Source organism: Hydrotalea sp. GW822-HT8A01 (genome assembly GCF_058798575.1).
Map to the genome: position 1 here is coordinate 2,384,121 of NZ_CM179506.1, position 16,301 is coordinate 2,400,421.

Genomic DNA, 16,301 nt, shown 5'->3' on the forward strand with positions numbered 1-16,301 from the left:
TGATATCAATCATATTACGTATTGGGTTAGGTATAATGCTGTGGGTTAACTTTAGGTTGCTAATCAATTAAAAAGCATATTGGTTTAATTTGCATGAAAAAATATTTCTATTTTATAGTGCTCGTAATTGTACAAAAAGCAACTGCACAAAACGAAGCATTGCCTACCTTTGGAAATGATACACTACAAGATGTAACGGTGCATGCCTTTATGCTGAATAAAAAATGGAAAGATGCGCCTGTTGCTGTGGCACTCATCAGTCAGGCCGATATTCAACGAAGTGCCCCCACCAGTTTATTACCGGTGCTTAATGCTGTTGCAGGTGTTAGAATGGAGGAACGTTCTCCAGGCAGTTATCGTCTTTCTATTAGGGGAAGTACCCTTCGCTCACCTTTTGGTGTTCGGAATGTGAAAGTATATTGGAATGATATTCCATTAACCGATGGTGGTGGCAATACCTATTTAAATCTGGTAGATGTGCGCCAGATCAACAATGCAGAAGTCATCAAAGGGCCTTCTTCCAGCGTATATGGTGCAGGTACCGGGGGTGTTTTGCTGCTCAATTCAGTACCCTCTTTCACATCAAAAAATCAAAGCCATTTTAATGTGGGTATTACCGGTGGTTCATATGGATTATTTGTACAAAATGCAGGATACACTTATCAAAATAAACGGTTTACTTCTTTGTTACAACAAAGCCATTTGCAATCCAATAGCTATCGTCAACAGTCGGCCGTTAGAAGAGATACATATAATTGGATAGCCAAATGGCAAACCGGTTCACAAATATTTGATGTGCTGGCATTTTATACCAATATGTATTATCAAACACCGGGCGGACTAACATTGGCAGAAATGTTAAAAAATCCCACTGCGGCAAGACCTGCAACAGGAACAACGCCGGGTGCGGTAGAACAAAAATCAGCTATTTTCGATAAAACTGCTTTTGCAGGAATACATCATTCTATACAAATTAATTCATCTCTTTCGGCAGTATCAGTAGTTTTGGTGAACGATAATGTTATTACCAATCCCTTTTTAACCAAATACGAAAACCGTGATGAAACCAATACCGGCATATCGTCTAAACTCATTTATCAACACAAAATTGGAAATGCTGCTTTACAATGGGTAAACGGGGGAGAATGGTTATACAATCATTCCAGAATAGATGATTATGTAAACAATGGAGGGGTACAAGGCAATGTACAGTTTAAAGATAATTTGTTTGCCAGTCAATGGTATGTTTTTTCTCAATTACAGCTTAGCTGGAAAAAAATTACACTCAATGCAGGCGTAAGTTTCAATAATCAGCAATTGCAGTATCGACGTCTTACTGACAGCACCATGTTACATGATTTAAGTACCCAAAATCAACAGGTATTCACGCCTCGTTTTTCATTGGGTTATCAATTAACGTCATCTGTTTCGTGGTATGCCATTGCAGCCAAAGGATTTTCTCCCCCAACACTGGCAGAATTTTTCCCACAGGATAGAATTTTTCACAGTAAACTAAAAGCAGAATATGGCTGGAATATTGAATCCGGTATTAAAGGCAGTGCGTGGAACAATAGTTTACAATTTGATGTAGCAGCTTATCATTTTCAATTACAAAATGCCATTGTAATGCGGGTAAATGCTCAGGGGGCACAGTATTTTGTAAACTCCGGCGGTGCGCTCGAAAAAGGTATTGAAGTAACGGGCAAATATCGTTTATGGCAAAAGGCTTCAGCTTTTATCAGTCAGTTCAATATATGGGGCAGTTTTAGCTATCAGCCTTATTATTTTTCAGATTATAAACAGGGCAATAACAATTATACCGGCAATGCGGTAACAGGTGTTCCCAAACATATTACCAATGCGGGCATTGATATGGCCACAAAAAATAAATATTATCTGCATTTGCTGCTCAATGCTACTGCTGCTATTCCTTTAAATGATGGCAATACAAACTACGCAAATGCCTATCAAAACTTACAATTAAAAATGGGCAGGTATATCCATTGGAAACAGGCTAAACTCAATATTTTTTGTGGTATTGATAACCTGTTGAATCAAAATTATAGTTTAGGTAATGATATCAATGCATTTGGAGGGAGATATTATAATCCGGCACCCAGTCGGAATTATTATGCAGGAATAAATTTTAGCTGGTAGCTTTATTCCGTATCTGTTATGTGCAAACAGTAACTAACACTTATCTTAGCAAAAACTTACCAAAAATTATGTTTCAAATTCTCGTAATTGATGATGAACGTGCCATTAGAAGCGTTCTGAAAGATATTTTAAGCAATGAAGGATATAAGGTAGAGGAAGCTATCGATGGTGAAGATGGTTGGAAGAAATTTATCGCAGCCAATTATGATGTGGTATTATGCGATATTAAAATGCCCAAAATGGATGGCATTGAATTTTTAACGAAAGCTTTGGAAGAAAAACCGGAAGTGCCCATTATCATTATTAGCGGACACGGTAATATTGAAACCGCAGTAGATGCTGTTAAAAAAGGTGCATTCGATTATATTGCCAAACCGCCCGACTTAAACAGGATGCTCATTACCATTCGTAATGCAATGGATAAAACAACTTTGGTAAAAGAAACCAAGGTATTGAAAAGAAAAATAGGTCGGGTTCAGGAAATTATTGGAGAAAGTGATGTCATCAAAAAAATTAAAGCTACCATTGATAAAGTAGCCCCTACTGATGCTCGTGTATTAATTACCGGAGAAAATGGAAGTGGCAAAGAATTGGTTGCCCGATGGTTGCATGAAAAAAGCAACAGAGCCAAGGCACCATTAATTGAAGTAAATTGTGCTGCCATTCCAAGTGAACTGATTGAAAGCGAATTATTTGGTCATGAAAAAGGTTCTTTTACTTCGGCCATCAAACAACGCATCGGCAAATTTGAGCAGGCCAATGGTGGTACGTTGTTTTTAGATGAAATTGGCGACATGAGCCTGCAGGCACAAGCCAAGGTATTAAGGGCATTACAGGAAGGTAAAATAACCCGTGTAGGTGGTGATAAAGAAATTAACGTGGATGTTCGGGTGGTAGCTGCTACCAATAAAAATTTGTTGGAAGAAGTAGAAGCAAAAAATTTCAGGTTAGATTTATACCATCGGCTGGGCGTAATATTAATACATGTACCTTCTTTAAATGAAAGAGCTGAAGATATTCCGCTGCTAATAGAAAAATTTTTGGAAGATATTGCCGAAGAATATGGCGAAGCCAAAAAAGCAATTGAAAAAAATGCAGTGTTGGCATTAAAGAATAAAAAATGGTCGGGCAATATTCGTGAATTGCGAAATGTAATTGAACGACTGGTAATTTTATCCGGTAAAACCATTACGGCCGATGATGTAAAAAATTATGCATTGGCCATGTAATGCAAGTTTGTATTTTGTTTAACAAAACTAAACTAAGCTTTGTAAACTTCATATTGCAAATCACATCATCATACAAACCAATGTATTACTGATGCATGATTTACTGTAACTAAAATATATTTATGGGTATAACATTATTTATTATTGGAATTATTGGCTGGCATGTAGGTATGTATGGTATGTTTAAAAAAGCAGGTATTGAAGCTTGGAAAGCATTTATCCCATTTTACAATACCTGGTTAATTACAGAAAAATGTAACATAAAAAAATGGTGGTTCTGGTTACAACTTATTCCCATTGCCGGGCAGTTCATTACAATATGGATTACTATTATTTTTACCATGTATTTTGATAAGTTTAATTTAATACACCATACGCTGGCGGTTTTTCTGCCCTTTATTTATTTTCCATATTTAGGTTTTTCGAAAGATGTGCGTTGGGTTGGCGAAAAAGCAGTAAAACAATACAAAAAATCGGTTGCACGGGAATGGATTGATGCGGCAGTATTTGCTATTGTGGCAGCTACCATCATCCGAACTTTTGTATTTGAAGCCTACGTAATTCCAACCGGTAGTATGGAGAAAACCTTAATGGTGCACGATTTTCTTTTTGTAAACAAAATGGCCTATGGCCCAAGAATTCCGGAAACGCCTTTATCTTTTCCTTTTGTGCATAATATTATGCCTTTCAGTGAAACAACCCCATCTTATTTAAAATGGATAGAATTAAAGTACATGCGCCTGCCGGGTTATGTGCCCATTAAAAGAAACGATGTAGTAGTATTCAATTTTCCTGAAGGTGATACCATTATTAATTTGCCCGGTTATGGTTCTGCCCAACCTTATTATGATTTTGTTAGAAGACAAGGAAGGGATGCAGTATGGCAACAATTTGGAGAACACATTTTAGTACACCCGATGGATAAAACTGATAATTACATTAAACGTTGTGTGGGTTTGCCGGGCGATACTATTCAGGTAAAAGAAAGTGTGCTGTATGTAAATGGGCAAAAGGCTATTCAGCCCGAATATTCGCAAACCACTTTTGTGGTGAAAACCAAGGGCAGACCACTTGATTTTGATATATTGAAAACCCAGTATAATATTGATGTGCGCAACGATGAAAAAACAGATCAACTACATGATGATTTGCAAAACATGTACCGGCAAAGTGGTGCCTATTATATGCCCTTAACACATAACGATGCCATGGCATTACAAAAAATACCCGATGTGTTATCAGTGGAGCGTTTCGTAATTCCTTTCGATTCTTCTGAAGCTGCCTACAGCATATTCCCTTATCAATTATCACGTGGTTGGGGTGTAGATAATTATGGTCCATTATATATTCCTAAAAAGGGTGCAACTGTTACGCTTACAACCGAAAACATTCCTATTTACAGGCGTTTGATTCATGTATATGAGCATCATAGCCTTGAAGAAAAAAATGGAACTTTTATTATCGATGGTAAACCACAAACGCAATATACCTTTCAATACAATTATTACTGGATGATGGGAGATAACCGCCACAATAGTCAGGACAGTCGTTTCTGGGGTTTTGTACCGGAAACAAATATTGTGGGAAAAGCATCACTCATTTGGTTTAGCTGGGATAATGGCCCCCGGTGGAACCGAATTTTTAAATGGATAAAATAGTTATCTTTATCCTCATATTTTTTTAAGTCCTTGTTACCTAAGTAACAAGGATTTTTTTATCGAATAAATTTAACCGCTTGAACCATAAAATATCTCGGAATGCAACAACAATATCAATTTAATTATCAGTTATTCCAACACATTCAGGAACTTTCTGAATCAGATGCACTTTTATTAGAAAAAGCAAGAATCAATACCAGTCTGGCTTATGCACCTTATTCACAGTTTCTTGTATCAGCAGCAGCCATGTTAAGCAATGGAAAAATAGTAACAGGAACCAATCAGGAAAATGTAAGTTATCCTGTAGGCATTTGTGCAGAAAGAAGTTTACTGGCATCTGCGGCAGCATTATATCCAAAAGCGCATGTGGTAACCATGGCCATTAGTTATCAATCGCTCAAAGGCAGTAGCAACAAACCTATTTCGCCCTGTGGTATGTGCAGGCAGGCTATTGTAGAACACCAAACAAGGTATCGGCAAACCATGCGTTTAATTTTAAGCGGACAAACAGGACTAATATTTGTAATTGAAAATGCAGCGGCCTTGCTGCCATTGGCATTTACCAGTAAAGAAATATAATGGAAGCCTAAAAAAGAGGAACCCCCGAAGAATCGGAGGTTCGATAATTATTTTGAAAAATTAACATTATGAATCAAAAGTACTGGGATACCTGTATACCTCATTGTTAAGAATTACAATTTCAGTATAATTTAATGGCTTTTAAACCACTATTCAGCATAAAGGTATCAATTATGTATTTTTTAATACAAAAAAAGCATAATATATTTTTGGTTTTAAATATATGTATGCAAAATGTGTAACGGTTTATAGCATCCATTCATGTAAGTGATGGTACAAACTATTGATTGAATTGCAGGATGTATAATCAGTAACCGTTCTATTTGATTGAATATTTTTTGGTATTAAAACTTTATCTTTCCACTTTAAATTTTTTTGTATGAAACACTTACCCTTGCCATCAAAACTATTTGAAGAAAATCGGCAACGCTTCATCAAGGCCATGCAACCCAACAGTATCGCCATATTTGTTAGTAATGATGCTTTCCCATCTAACGGAGACGCCTTACATGTATTTAAACAAAATAGTGATTTGTATTGGTTAAGCGGTATTACGCAGGAAGACTCAATGGTTATTTTATATCCCGATAATTCTGAAAAAAAATTTCGTGAAGTGCTCGTTTTGGTACGTCCGAATGATTTGAAGGAAAAATGGGATGGTAAGCGTTTAAGAGAAGCAGAAGCCCGGGCAATTTCCGGAATGGAAACTATTGTGTGGGCCGATACTGTTGATGCGCTATTGCAAGGTTGGATTCATGCAGCAGATACCATTTACTTAGATTCAAATGAAAACGATCGGAAAGCTTCCTTAATTCGCAGCAGTGAATATCGGTTTATTGATGAAATGAAGGCACTCTACCCATTACATGAATACAAACGGGCTGCTAAAATTTTAAAACAGTTACGCAGTATTAAAACAAAAGAAGAAGTAGCAGTAATTCAAAAAGCTATTGACATTACTGAAATTACTTTTAGAAGGTTATTGCAATTCATAAAACCGGGTGTTACTGAATATGAAATTGAAGCAGAAATTTATCATAGCTTTTTAAGTAACCGCGCAGAAGGCCCTGCTTACCATAGCATCATTGCCAGTGGCGATAATGCCCGAACATTACATTATGTTTTCAATAATCAGGAATGTAAAGATGGGGATTTGGTATTGATGGATTTTGGTGCGGAATATGGGGGCTATTGTGCCGATTTAACCCGTACAGTTCCTGTTAATGGTAAATTTACCAAACGTCAGAAAGAAGTGTATAATGCCTGTTTACACCTTCATAATTACGCTAAATCTATTTTAAAACCCGGAATACTTTTGGCAGATTATCACAACAAAGTAGGAGCGGAAGCCACCAAACAGTTTATAAAAATTGGCTTACTATCCAAAGCCGATGTAAAAAATGAGGATAAGAATAATCCCGCTTATCGAAAATACCTGTATCATGGCATCTCACATCATTTAGGAATTGATGTGCACGATTTGGCCAATAAACACCAACCGGTTACTGCCGGAATGGTATTTACCGTTGAGCCGGGTATTTATATTGAGGAAGAAAAAATGGGTATTCGTATTGAAAACAATGTTTGGATTACCAAAAACGGTAATACCGATTTAATGAAAAATATTCCTGTTACCGTTGAAGAAATTGAAAAATTAATGCATATTAAAAAATAATATTTATATAGCTTTTATACAGCCATTATGCGTAAACAAATTCCCAATGCTTTTACAATATTGAATCTGCTTTTTGGCTGTTTTGCCATTGTAGTAATACTGCAACCGGGTTTAATGTTAAGTGTAGATGAAACCGGCCAGCAAACTATTGAAATACCACAAAAAATTTACTGGGCTTCTGTTTGTATTGGTGTGGCTGCATTGGTTGATTTTTTGGATGGTATGGTAGCACGTGCATTGAAAGCCAGTTCAGAAATGGGGAAACAATTAGACTCCTTAGCCGATGTGGTAAGTTTTGGAGTGGCACCCGGCATGATATTGTTTGAATTTTTAAAAAGAGCCTACGCAGCTCAACCCAATGGATTAGATGTTTCCGTTCTTTGGTTATTGCCTGCTTTTTTAATACCCTGTGCCGGAGCATATAGATTAGCAAAGTTTAACATTGATACAACACAAACGCATTATTTTAAAGGCGTACCCATTCCGGCAGTAGGTATTTGCATTGCTTCTTTTCCGCTTATTTATTGGTTTTCGAATACTGCCTGGATGATTGAGTTAATGGTGAATAAATGGTTTTTATACAGTTGTGCAGTTGTATTGAGTTTTTTGATGGTATCAAAAATGCCTGTAATGGCATTAAAATTTAAAAAACTTTCTTTTGCTGCTATATGGCCTTTCATAATTATTGGTGTTGTTGCAGTGGTGAGTGCATTGTTTTTAGGATGGATGGCTGTGCCGGTTAGTTTTATCGCTTATGTAGTTTTATCTTTGCTTTTAAAACAAAGGATAGTATCATGATATACCATGTTCAAATTAAGGTAATGCCTTTAAAAGATTTATTAGATCCACAGGGAAAAGCCGTATTAGGCGGTTTGCATAATCTCGGCATACTGGCGGTAAACGATGTAAGGGTGGGCAAACATATTACCCTGCAAATTGAAGCTGATTCTGAGAATACTGCAAAAAGTATTGCTGAGGAAGCCAGTAAAAAATTATTGGCCAATCCGGTAATGGAATTTTATGAAATTGAAATGATTCATTCAGGCATAAATAAAAAATTTTTATAAGCCGGCTATGGATGCTGAACAACAATTGCAACGAACCAACCAATCCGTAAGGCTCTATCTTGTACCAACCCCCGTCGGCAATTTAAAAGATTTTACGTATCGCTCCGTTGAAGTGTTGCAACAGGCAGATGTTATTTTGTGTGAAGATACGCGCACCTCTTCCCGCTTACTGCAGCACTATGGCATTCAAAAACCGGTATCGCCATATCATCAGCATAATGAACATAAAATAGTAGACCATTTGGTTACGCAAATGCTATCGGGTAAAGTTTTTGCATTAATTACCGATGCGGGTACGCCAGGTATTTCCGATCCGGCTTTTTTACTGGTGCGGGCCTGTGTGCAGCAGCAAATTCATGTAGAGTGTTTACCCGGAGCCACAGCTTTTGTTCCTGCATTGGTGGTAAGTGGTTTACCAACCAATCGGTTTGTATTTGAAGGTTTTTTACCACCTAAAAAAGGAAGGCATACTTTGCTTTCCAAGTTGGCTTTGGAAGAAAGAACCATCATACTGTACGAAAGTCCAATGCGATTGCAAAAAACATTACTTGAATTAATCACCTATTTCGGCGCTGAACGCCAATGTTCAGTAAGCAGAGAAATTTCTAAAATGTTTGAAACCCATGTGAGAGGTACTTTACAACAAGTGCATGATTGTTTTCAGCAACAAGTTGTAAAAGGCGAAATTGTTATAGTAATTGGAGGTATATCCTGATAACAATATTTTATTCAATTAAAACATTATCCATGAAACGTATTATGAGTTTTTTATTTGTTATTGTATTGTTGAGTTCGGTTCAAGTGCAGGCTCAATTTCGTAAAATACCGGCAGAGGTAACTGAAGCCTTTACTGCACAATTTCCACATGCCACCAAATTGAGTTGGAAAGATAATATTACCAACTTTCAGGCAAATTTTAACAATGGCGATACGTTGATGCAGGTAAAATACAATAACAAAGGCCAATGGTTAGAAACCATTTCAAAAATGCCATACGACCAGTTGAATGACGCCATAAAAGATGGATTTGATAAAAGCAAATTCAACGATTGGGAAATTGTATTGGTACAGAAAATAACTTCATTAAACAATGAACTGCTTTACAGGATAGAAGTTCGTAAAAATGCATTTCGCAAAACCTTTCTCTATTTTAGTCAGAAAGGTCAACTTCAAAAAGATATACCGGCACTGTAAATTTTATTTGTAATAAAAATTTTACCTTGCCCAATAGCATTCATAAATTGAAAATGATTTCAATTTTTTATAAGATGAGGTTGAGTTTCTGTTAGAACATTCATTGATTTTTTAAAATTTTACGGCATATGATGAAACAATTTTTAGCCATTCTATTCATTGTTGGCATTGCACAGCAAGCTTTATATGCACAGCCCGATCGCTGGCAGCAACATATTTATTATCAAATTGATGTACGTATGAATGTGGTAACCAACAGGTTTACCGGTACTGAAAATATTGTATACACCAATAATTCACCTGATACTTTGCATCGTGTGTTTTTTCATTTATACTGGAATGCGTTTCAACCCAACAGTAGTATGGATGTTAGAAGTAGAGAACTGGGTAAAATTGCTACCCGCCAGGATCGCAATGGTAACCCCATACCCGATTGGGATGAAAGAGTGAAAGATCGAATCAGTAAACTTGAGCCAAATGAAATTGGGTATGATAGTGTAATCAGTATTGTTATTAATGGTGTAGAACAAAAATTAATTTATCATGAAACCATTTTAGAGGTGCCTTTATCTACTCCAATATTGCCTAACAGTAAAACCAATATGAAGGTAGTGTTTAAGGCGCAGGTGCCCATTCAAATTAGGCGTAGCGGACGCGATAATGCTGAAGGTGTGCGTTACAGCATGAGCCAGTGGTATCCTAAAATGGTAGAATATGATTATCAGGGCTGGAATGCCAACCCTTACATTGCCAGAGAGTTTTATGGCGTATGGGGCAATTTTGATGTTAAAATTACCATTGATAAACATTATATGGTGGCTGCTACGGGTATATTGCAACATCCTGATGAAATTGGTTTTGGCTATGAAAAGCCGGGTATAAAAGTTCCGGAGCACAAGGGCAATACCATTACCTGGAATTTTATTGGTAATAACGTGCACGACTTTGTGTGGGCTGCAGATCCTGATTACAGGCATTTATCTAAAAAAGTTAGACCAGGGTTGGTATTAAATGTTTTTTACAAAGCAGGAGATGCTCATACTGACAGTGCCTGGAACAATGTGCTATGGTCGGCAGAAAAAGCACTACCTTATATTGAAAAACGTTTTGGCGCTTATGCCTATCCACAATATTCTTTTATTCAGGGTGGCGATGGGGGTATGGAATATGCCATGGCTACTTTAATAAAAGGGTCTGGTTTGGGTACTGTTTTTCATGAATGGATGCATAGTTGGTATCAGCACATGCTGGGTACCAACGAAAGTTTATATCCCTGGATGGATGAAGGTTTTACTACTTATGCAGCCTCTGAAGTGATGGCATGGTATAACCAGAATATTGCACAACAATCGCCTTATACCAGCATTCCCGTTAAAAATTATATTAAAAACAGAGTAATGGAAGATGTTGAAAAGTTGCCTAAAAATCAATATGATAGCTATATGGGGTATTTTGCCTTAGCCAGAAGTCCTTATGAAGAACCCATGAGTACACATGCCGATCATTATAATACCAACTTTGCCTATTCGTTGGCTGCATATAGTAAGGGGGCAGTTTTTCTTGAACAATTAGGATATATTATTAGTGATAGTTTGCGAGATAAAGTTTTATTGGCATACTACAATACCTGGCGGTTTAAACATCCCAATGCCAATGATTTTATAAGAGTAGCTGAAAAAGTTAGCAATATTGAGTTGGAATGGTATAAAGAATATTGGGTGTATACTACCAAAACAATTGATTACGGCATTGGAGATATTAATGTAGTGAATGGCAAACCACAAATAACTTTAAAACGTATTGGCAAGATGCCCATGCCCATTGATGTATTGGTAACTTATAAAGATGGAACCAGTGAGCTGCATTATATACCCATGAGCCTGATGTATGGTATAAAGCCTGCTGAAGATACAATACCCAGAATTATACATGAAGAATGGCGCTGGACACATCCTGAATACAATTTCACCATCAGCAAAAGTATTCGTGATATTAAGAGTATAGAAATAGATCCTACACAGCGTATGGCCGATGTAAACCGTAGCAATAACAAATTAGTAATACCTGAATAATTGATTGGATTGCATAGAATAGGAGGCACATAAAAAATTGCTTCCTATTTTTTTACATGTACTATATATTTTTCCTGAAAATAGGGTTCAGGAAAAATATCATAAATGCTGTATAGAGAGGGGCGGGTTAAACTTTCTGAAATTTCCTGATGCAAATCACCGCCTTTCAGACATATTAAGCCATTTGCCAAATTATCGGCAGTAACGGTATTCCCTTTTTTAAGGAGTGGTTTACTCCATTGCCATAAGTCTTTCAATGGTGCTACTGCACGGCTTATGGCAAAATCAAATTTTCTGTTTTTAATTTGTTCTGCACGGGTATGTTGTGTAGTTACATTATGAATTTGGGCTCCTTCACAAACAGCCTGTACTACAGTAAGTTTTTTAGCAATACTGTCTACCAAATGAAAATGAACATCGGGAAAAAATATGGCTAAAGGTATTCCTGGAAACCCGCCACCGCAGCCAATATCTATTATTTCCATACCCGAATCAAAATTGGTAATGGTAGCTATACTTAGTGAATGTAATACATGGTGTAAATAAATACTGTCTATATCTTTTCTGGAAACAACATTTATTTTTTCGTTCCATTCTTTATAAAGAGGCGCCAATGCCATAAGCTGATGCTGCTGTTGAGCTGTAAAATCTGTAAAATATTTTAAAATATTATCCATTTAATAAAATTATGGAGCATTCAAATTAGCTCCATGTTTTTTTCGGCTTTTTCCATAATGCCGGGAAAAATAATATATAATAAAAAAACATCCAGATATCAAACAACAAATACATGGGCCATAAATCTTTTTCGTTTAATTTTTTCATGGCATTAAAATAAATAATACCCTGAATCAATAAACGTAATCCAAATAAAGCCAGTGTTAGCCACCAGTTAAACAAAATAATACTGGCTGCTAATAATGGATAAATCCAAAAAAAACTAAAAGTATACAATCCCAGCCAGAATTTATGTTTGGCTTTATAATATTTAGAAGTAGAATAATGCCTGTTTTTTTGTTTCATCCAGTCACTCCATTTTTGTTTTGGCTCACTCAATGTAAAAGTATCCGGATCAATCACTACTGCGGTATTGTTTTTCCTGGCTACTTTATTAATAAATAAATCATCATCTCCTCCGGGTATCTGATTCATGGACGAAAAACCTTTGGTTCTAATAAATACATCCCGCTTATAACTTAAATTTCGCCCAACACCCATATACGGCATGCCGGCCAAAGCATAGGAAAAATATTGCAGTGCGGTATGAAATGTTTCAAAACGGATAATTTTATTCAGTAATCCCGGTTTTTTATGATAGGCTCCATAACCCAATACAATTTCAATTCCATCATCATAAGCAGCCTGCATTTTTTGAATCCATAATTCGCTGGCAGGAACACAGTCTGCATCAGTCAGTAAAAGGTATTCATAACGGGCGCTTTTAATGCCCATCGATAATGGGAATTTTTTACCGGCAATGAGTTTTGCTTCCTGCGTCAGTTCTATGTGATGAATATGCGGAAATGCTGCTTTTAATTCATCTAAAATATATTTTGATTCGTCGGTTGAATTATCATTCACTACAATTATCTCATGTATGGCATTGTATTCCTGTACCAGAATGCCAGGTAGGTTTTTTACCAAATTAGCTGCTTCATCTCTGGCACAAACAATAACAGAAACGGGTTTTTCTGCCTGCTCTGAAAAATCTTTGTTTTTATAAAATGCAGTTTTGCTAAATAAAAATAAATAATATAAAACTTGTATGGCAATGCAAGTGCAGAATGCAACAAAAATAAAGAAAGGTAAGGGTAAAGGTATTGTCATTATGCAAAAATAGCTTTCCCAATAACTTGCTTTAGTTGGTTGAACGCTTTGTGGATAACAATTGCTTAACCTGTAGTTATTTACAGGCAATCTGTATAATCTTGTTTTAAAAAACGGCCATACACTTATTTTTGCAAACTTATGCCGCAACTTCAATTTAGTATTCAGGAAACAGATGTTGCCTGTGCTGCCCGTGCCGGTACAATCATTACTGATCATGGTAGTATTCAAACTCCTATTTTTATGCCGGTTGGAACGGGTGGGTCTGTTAAAGCCATTACGCAGCAACAATTGCAAGATGATATTCATGCACAAATTATTTTGGGCAACACCTATCATTTGTATTTAAGGCCTGGAACCGATATTTTACAACAAGCCGGTGGATTGCATAAATTTATGGGTTGGAACCGGCCAATCTTAACCGATAGTGGTGGTTATCAGGTGTTTTCATTGGCTACCCAGCGAAAGATTAAGGAGGAGGGTGTTACTTTTCAATCGCATATAGATGGCAGCAGGCATCTTTTTACACCTGAATATGTAATGGATATACAACGCAGTATCGGGGCAGATATTATTATGGCTTTTGATGAATGTCCGCCTTATCCTTCTGATTATGCATATGCAAAGAATAGCATGGAGCTTACACATCGCTGGTTGGATCGGGGTATTGCCCGGTTAGCCGAAACCCCCGATTTATATGGCTATACACAAAATCTATTTCCCATTGTTCAAGGCGGTACATTCAAAGATTTACGAACTGCTTCCTGTGCATACATTGCGTCAAAGCAGGCTGCGGGTAATGCTATTGGAGGATTATCTGTAGGGGAACCTGAAGAGATGATGTACGATTTTACTGCTTTATGTTGCTCAATTCTGCCTTCAGAAAAACCACGATACCTGATGGGGGTAGGAACCCCCTGGAATATTTTGGAAGGAATTGCTTTAGGAGTGGATATGTTTGACTGTGTAATGCCAACCCGAAATGGCCGGAATGGGATGCTTTTTACCTCAAAAGGTATTATTAATATTAAAAATAAAAAATGGGCTACCGACTTTTCGGTTATTGACGATGGTATACCCGCATCCATCAGCAATTATTATTCAAAAGCATACTTGCGCCACTTATTTGCAGCAAATGAAATTTCAGCTTTGCAAATTGCCAGTTTACACAACCTTTCATTTTATTTATGGCTGGTTGCTGAAGCACGTACACAAATACTGCTGCGTAACTTTAATCCATGGAAGCAGGAGATGGTACCAATCCTAAAACAACGCTTATAAAATCATCATTCCAAATGGAATGTAGTATTGGGGTTTCATAAAATTGTAACCGAAATTATACATATAAATTTTTTAAAACAAATGTGAACAATTGAAATACTAATTCATTACTTATCCACCAACTCTTCTTTTGTTTTGTATTCCGGCAAAATAAAATTAGTTTCATACTACATTACTAATCTGTTACCTGTGAAATGCATTTCCCCCTACATCCATTTTAATGGATGTTTTTTTCTCTGCTGCCGTCCATGGGGTTTAACAGCTTGTTGCCCATTGGTATATTTTCTCCCATTATCTTTGTGCCCATTGTTATTTGTATTACATCAATAAATTGATATTGGTGATGAATCAAAATTATTTCAACAATAATTGGAAACAATTACAGTAAATGAGTTGATTTTAACCTACACCCATTGCAAAAGCTTTAGTGCTTGTTTGTGCGGGAAATTAGAAAAGTATGAAAAAGATAGACTGGTATATTATTAAAAAATTTTTGTCCACCTTCTTCTTTTCCATTTTTTTATTTACCGTAATTGCCGTTGTTGTTGATATTAGTGAAAAGGCCGATGATTTTGCCAAATCAGGGTTAAGTGCCAGAGCCATAGTAAGCCAGTATTACTTTGGATTTGTTCCCTATATTCTTGCATTACTCTTTCCATTATTTATATTTATTGCAGTTATTTTTTTTACTTCCAAAATGGCCGGCAGAAGCGAAATAGTGGCTATTTTGGCCAGTGGTACTGCTTACAATCGCTGGTTGCGGCCTTATTGGATGGCGGGTATTCTATTGGCGGGTATTCTATTGGTTTCCAACTTATACATCGTTCCAAAAGCCAATGTTATCAGAGGAAATTTTGAGGCCAAATACCTTGATCCCAATTCTTCCTATGAAAACCTTACCAAAAGCAGAAACGGCAGTGGTAGTGATTTTTATATGAAAGTAGATTCATTTACCTATGCCGGTATTTATAATTATGATACCATTAGCAAAAGAGGTGGCCCCATTTTTTTAGATGAAGTTCGGAACAACCAAATGGTTAAAAACACCCGTGCAGAAGGCATTTCATGGGATACCCTTACCAAAAAATGGAAATTGGAATATGTTATTGAACGTGATATATTACCACTGGGTGAAAATGTAAGAATGCTGCCTGCATTGTATAAAAATTTAAACTTTACTCCAGTTGATATTCGACAGGATAAGTACACAAAAGATAAATTAACCTCGCCGCAATTGGCCCATTTTATTAAACTGCAGGAATTACGAGGTGCCGAAGGATTAAACGAACTAAAAGTAGAGGCAGGCAGAAGGTATGCCACGCCAATAACCGTTATTTTATTAACCCTGATTGGTGCTATCGTTGCCGGCAGAAAAGTGCGTGGCGGCAGTGGCTTGCATTTAGCCGTAGGATTTGTAATTGCTGCTTTATTTATTATTACAGATAAATTTTCAACCATTTTTTCAACCAAGGGCAACTTGCCCCCTGAAATTGCCTCCTGGATTCCTAATATACTGTTTTTATTTGTTGTGTTTTATTTATACCGCAAAGCACCCAAGTGAT

14 protein-coding genes are annotated in these 16,301 nt (G+C 36.6%); 12 read left to right on the forward strand and 2 right to left on the reverse strand.

What is annotated here, in order from left to right; genetic code table 11:
* Positions 1–93: 93 nt before the first annotated feature.
* The 10 genes from AC3QLY_RS10530 to AC3QLY_RS10575 all read left to right on the forward strand — a co-directional run bounded on the left by AC3QLY_RS10530 (position 94) and on the right by AC3QLY_RS10575 (position 11,631).
* Positions 94–2,157 (forward strand): TonB-dependent receptor, encoded by a 2,064-nt coding sequence (locus AC3QLY_RS10530; RefSeq protein WP_218331176.1) that lies wholly within the window; start codon positions 94–96, stop codon positions 2,155–2,157.
* 68 nt (positions 2,158–2,225) lie between these two features.
* Positions 2,226–3,386 (forward strand): sigma-54-dependent transcriptional regulator, encoded by a 1,161-nt coding sequence (locus tag AC3QLY_RS10535; RefSeq protein WP_218331177.1) that lies wholly within the window; start codon positions 2,226–2,228, stop codon positions 3,384–3,386.
* Between the two features lie 122 nt (positions 3,387–3,508).
* Positions 3,509–5,044 (forward strand): signal peptidase I, encoded by a 1,536-nt coding sequence (gene lepB / locus AC3QLY_RS10540; protein ID WP_218331178.1) that lies wholly within the window; start codon positions 3,509–3,511, stop codon positions 5,042–5,044.
* Between the two features lie 99 nt (positions 5,045–5,143).
* Entirely contained in the window at positions 5,144–5,623 is a 480-nt protein-coding gene (locus AC3QLY_RS10545; RefSeq protein ID WP_218331179.1) for a cytidine deaminase, read from the forward strand.
* A 379-nt stretch (positions 5,624–6,002) separates the two neighbouring features.
* Positions 6,003–7,298: an aminopeptidase P family protein gene (locus AC3QLY_RS10550; RefSeq protein WP_288071650.1), complete on the forward strand. Its 1,296-nt coding sequence runs from the start codon at positions 6,003–6,005 to the stop codon at positions 7,296–7,298.
* A 27-nt stretch (positions 7,299–7,325) separates the two neighbouring features.
* On the forward strand, positions 7,326–8,096 hold the full coding sequence (locus tag AC3QLY_RS10555; protein ID WP_492989732.1) for a CDP-alcohol phosphatidyltransferase family protein: 771 nt from the start codon (positions 7,326–7,328) through the stop codon (positions 8,094–8,096).
* The gene (gene purS / locus AC3QLY_RS10560; protein ID WP_074420570.1) at positions 8,093–8,365 is read left to right on the forward strand and encodes a phosphoribosylformylglycinamidine synthase subunit PurS; all 273 of its coding nucleotides are present in this window, start codon (positions 8,093–8,095) and stop codon (positions 8,363–8,365) included. The genes AC3QLY_RS10555 and purS overlap by 4 nt, the downstream gene beginning before the upstream one ends.
* Before the next feature lie 7 nt (positions 8,366–8,372).
* Complete coding sequence (gene rsmI / locus AC3QLY_RS10565; RefSeq protein ID WP_074420569.1) at positions 8,373–9,080, forward strand: 16S rRNA (cytidine(1402)-2'-O)-methyltransferase; 708 nt, start codon at positions 8,373–8,375, stop codon at positions 9,078–9,080.
* Positions 9,081–9,112: 32 nt separating this feature from the next.
* The gene (locus tag AC3QLY_RS10570; RefSeq protein ID WP_492989733.1) at positions 9,113–9,559 is read left to right on the forward strand and encodes a PepSY-like domain-containing protein; all 447 of its coding nucleotides are present in this window, start codon (positions 9,113–9,115) and stop codon (positions 9,557–9,559) included.
* 128 nt (positions 9,560–9,687) lie between these two features.
* On the forward strand, positions 9,688–11,631 hold the full coding sequence (locus tag AC3QLY_RS10575; RefSeq protein WP_074420234.1) for a M1 family metallopeptidase: 1,944 nt from the start codon (positions 9,688–9,690) through the stop codon (positions 11,629–11,631).
* A gap of 44 nt (positions 11,632–11,675) precedes the next feature.
* Here the strand turns inward: AC3QLY_RS10575 and rsmG are convergent, their stop codons facing one another.
* Complete coding sequence (gene rsmG, locus AC3QLY_RS10580; RefSeq protein WP_074420233.1) at positions 11,676–12,308, reverse strand: 16S rRNA (guanine(527)-N(7))-methyltransferase RsmG; 633 nt, start codon at positions 12,306–12,308, stop codon at positions 11,676–11,678.
* A gap of 25 nt (positions 12,309–12,333) precedes the next feature.
* Complete coding sequence (locus AC3QLY_RS10585) at positions 12,334–13,458, reverse strand: glycosyltransferase (RefSeq protein WP_492989734.1); 1,125 nt, start codon at positions 13,456–13,458, stop codon at positions 12,334–12,336.
* A gap of 141 nt (positions 13,459–13,599) precedes the next feature.
* Between AC3QLY_RS10585 and tgt the strand changes: the two genes are divergently transcribed.
* Both tgt and AC3QLY_RS10595 read left to right on the forward strand, forming a co-directional pair.
* Positions 13,600–14,739: a tRNA guanosine(34) transglycosylase Tgt gene (gene tgt, locus AC3QLY_RS10590; protein WP_074417675.1), complete on the forward strand. Its 1,140-nt coding sequence runs from the start codon at positions 13,600–13,602 to the stop codon at positions 14,737–14,739.
* 457 nt (positions 14,740–15,196) lie between these two features.
* Entirely contained in the window at positions 15,197–16,300 is a 1,104-nt protein-coding gene (locus tag AC3QLY_RS10595; RefSeq protein WP_074417676.1) for an LptF/LptG family permease, read from the forward strand.
* Position 16,301: the final 1 nt, after the last annotated feature.

What these genes read in the sequence shown, in the direction of transcription:
- AC3QLY_RS10530 (WP_218331176.1), top strand. Translation starts at nt 94, where the DNA reads ATGAAAAAATATTTCTATTTTATAGTGCTCGTAATTGTACAAAAAGCA.
- AC3QLY_RS10535 (WP_218331177.1), top strand. Translation starts at nt 2,226, where the DNA reads ATGTTTCAAATTCTCGTAATTGATGATGAACGTGCCATTAGAAGCGTT.
- lepB (WP_218331178.1), top strand. Translation starts at nt 3,509, where the DNA reads ATGGGTATAACATTATTTATTATTGGAATTATTGGCTGGCATGTAGGT.
- AC3QLY_RS10545 (WP_218331179.1), top strand. Translation starts at nt 5,144, where the DNA reads ATGCAACAACAATATCAATTTAATTATCAGTTATTCCAACACATTCAG.
- AC3QLY_RS10550 (WP_288071650.1), top strand. Translation starts at nt 6,003, where the DNA reads ATGAAACACTTACCCTTGCCATCAAAACTATTTGAAGAAAATCGGCAA.
- AC3QLY_RS10555 (WP_492989732.1), top strand. Translation starts at nt 7,326, where the DNA reads ATGCGTAAACAAATTCCCAATGCTTTTACAATATTGAATCTGCTTTTT.
- purS (WP_074420570.1), top strand. Translation starts at nt 8,093, where the DNA reads ATGATATACCATGTTCAAATTAAGGTAATGCCTTTAAAAGATTTATTA.
- rsmI (WP_074420569.1), top strand. Translation starts at nt 8,373, where the DNA reads ATGGATGCTGAACAACAATTGCAACGAACCAACCAATCCGTAAGGCTC.
- AC3QLY_RS10570 (WP_492989733.1), top strand. Translation starts at nt 9,113, where the DNA reads ATGAAACGTATTATGAGTTTTTTATTTGTTATTGTATTGTTGAGTTCG.
- AC3QLY_RS10575 (WP_074420234.1), top strand. Translation starts at nt 9,688, where the DNA reads ATGATGAAACAATTTTTAGCCATTCTATTCATTGTTGGCATTGCACAG.
- rsmG (WP_074420233.1), bottom strand. Translation starts at nt 12,308, where the DNA reads ATGGATAATATTTTAAAATATTTTACAGATTTTACAGCTCAACAGCAG.
- AC3QLY_RS10585 (WP_492989734.1), bottom strand. Translation starts at nt 13,458, where the DNA reads ATGACAATACCTTTACCCTTACCTTTCTTTATTTTTGTTGCATTCTGC.
- tgt (WP_074417675.1), top strand. Translation starts at nt 13,600, where the DNA reads ATGCCGCAACTTCAATTTAGTATTCAGGAAACAGATGTTGCCTGTGCT.
- AC3QLY_RS10595 (WP_074417676.1), top strand. Translation starts at nt 15,197, where the DNA reads ATGAAAAAGATAGACTGGTATATTATTAAAAAATTTTTGTCCACCTTC.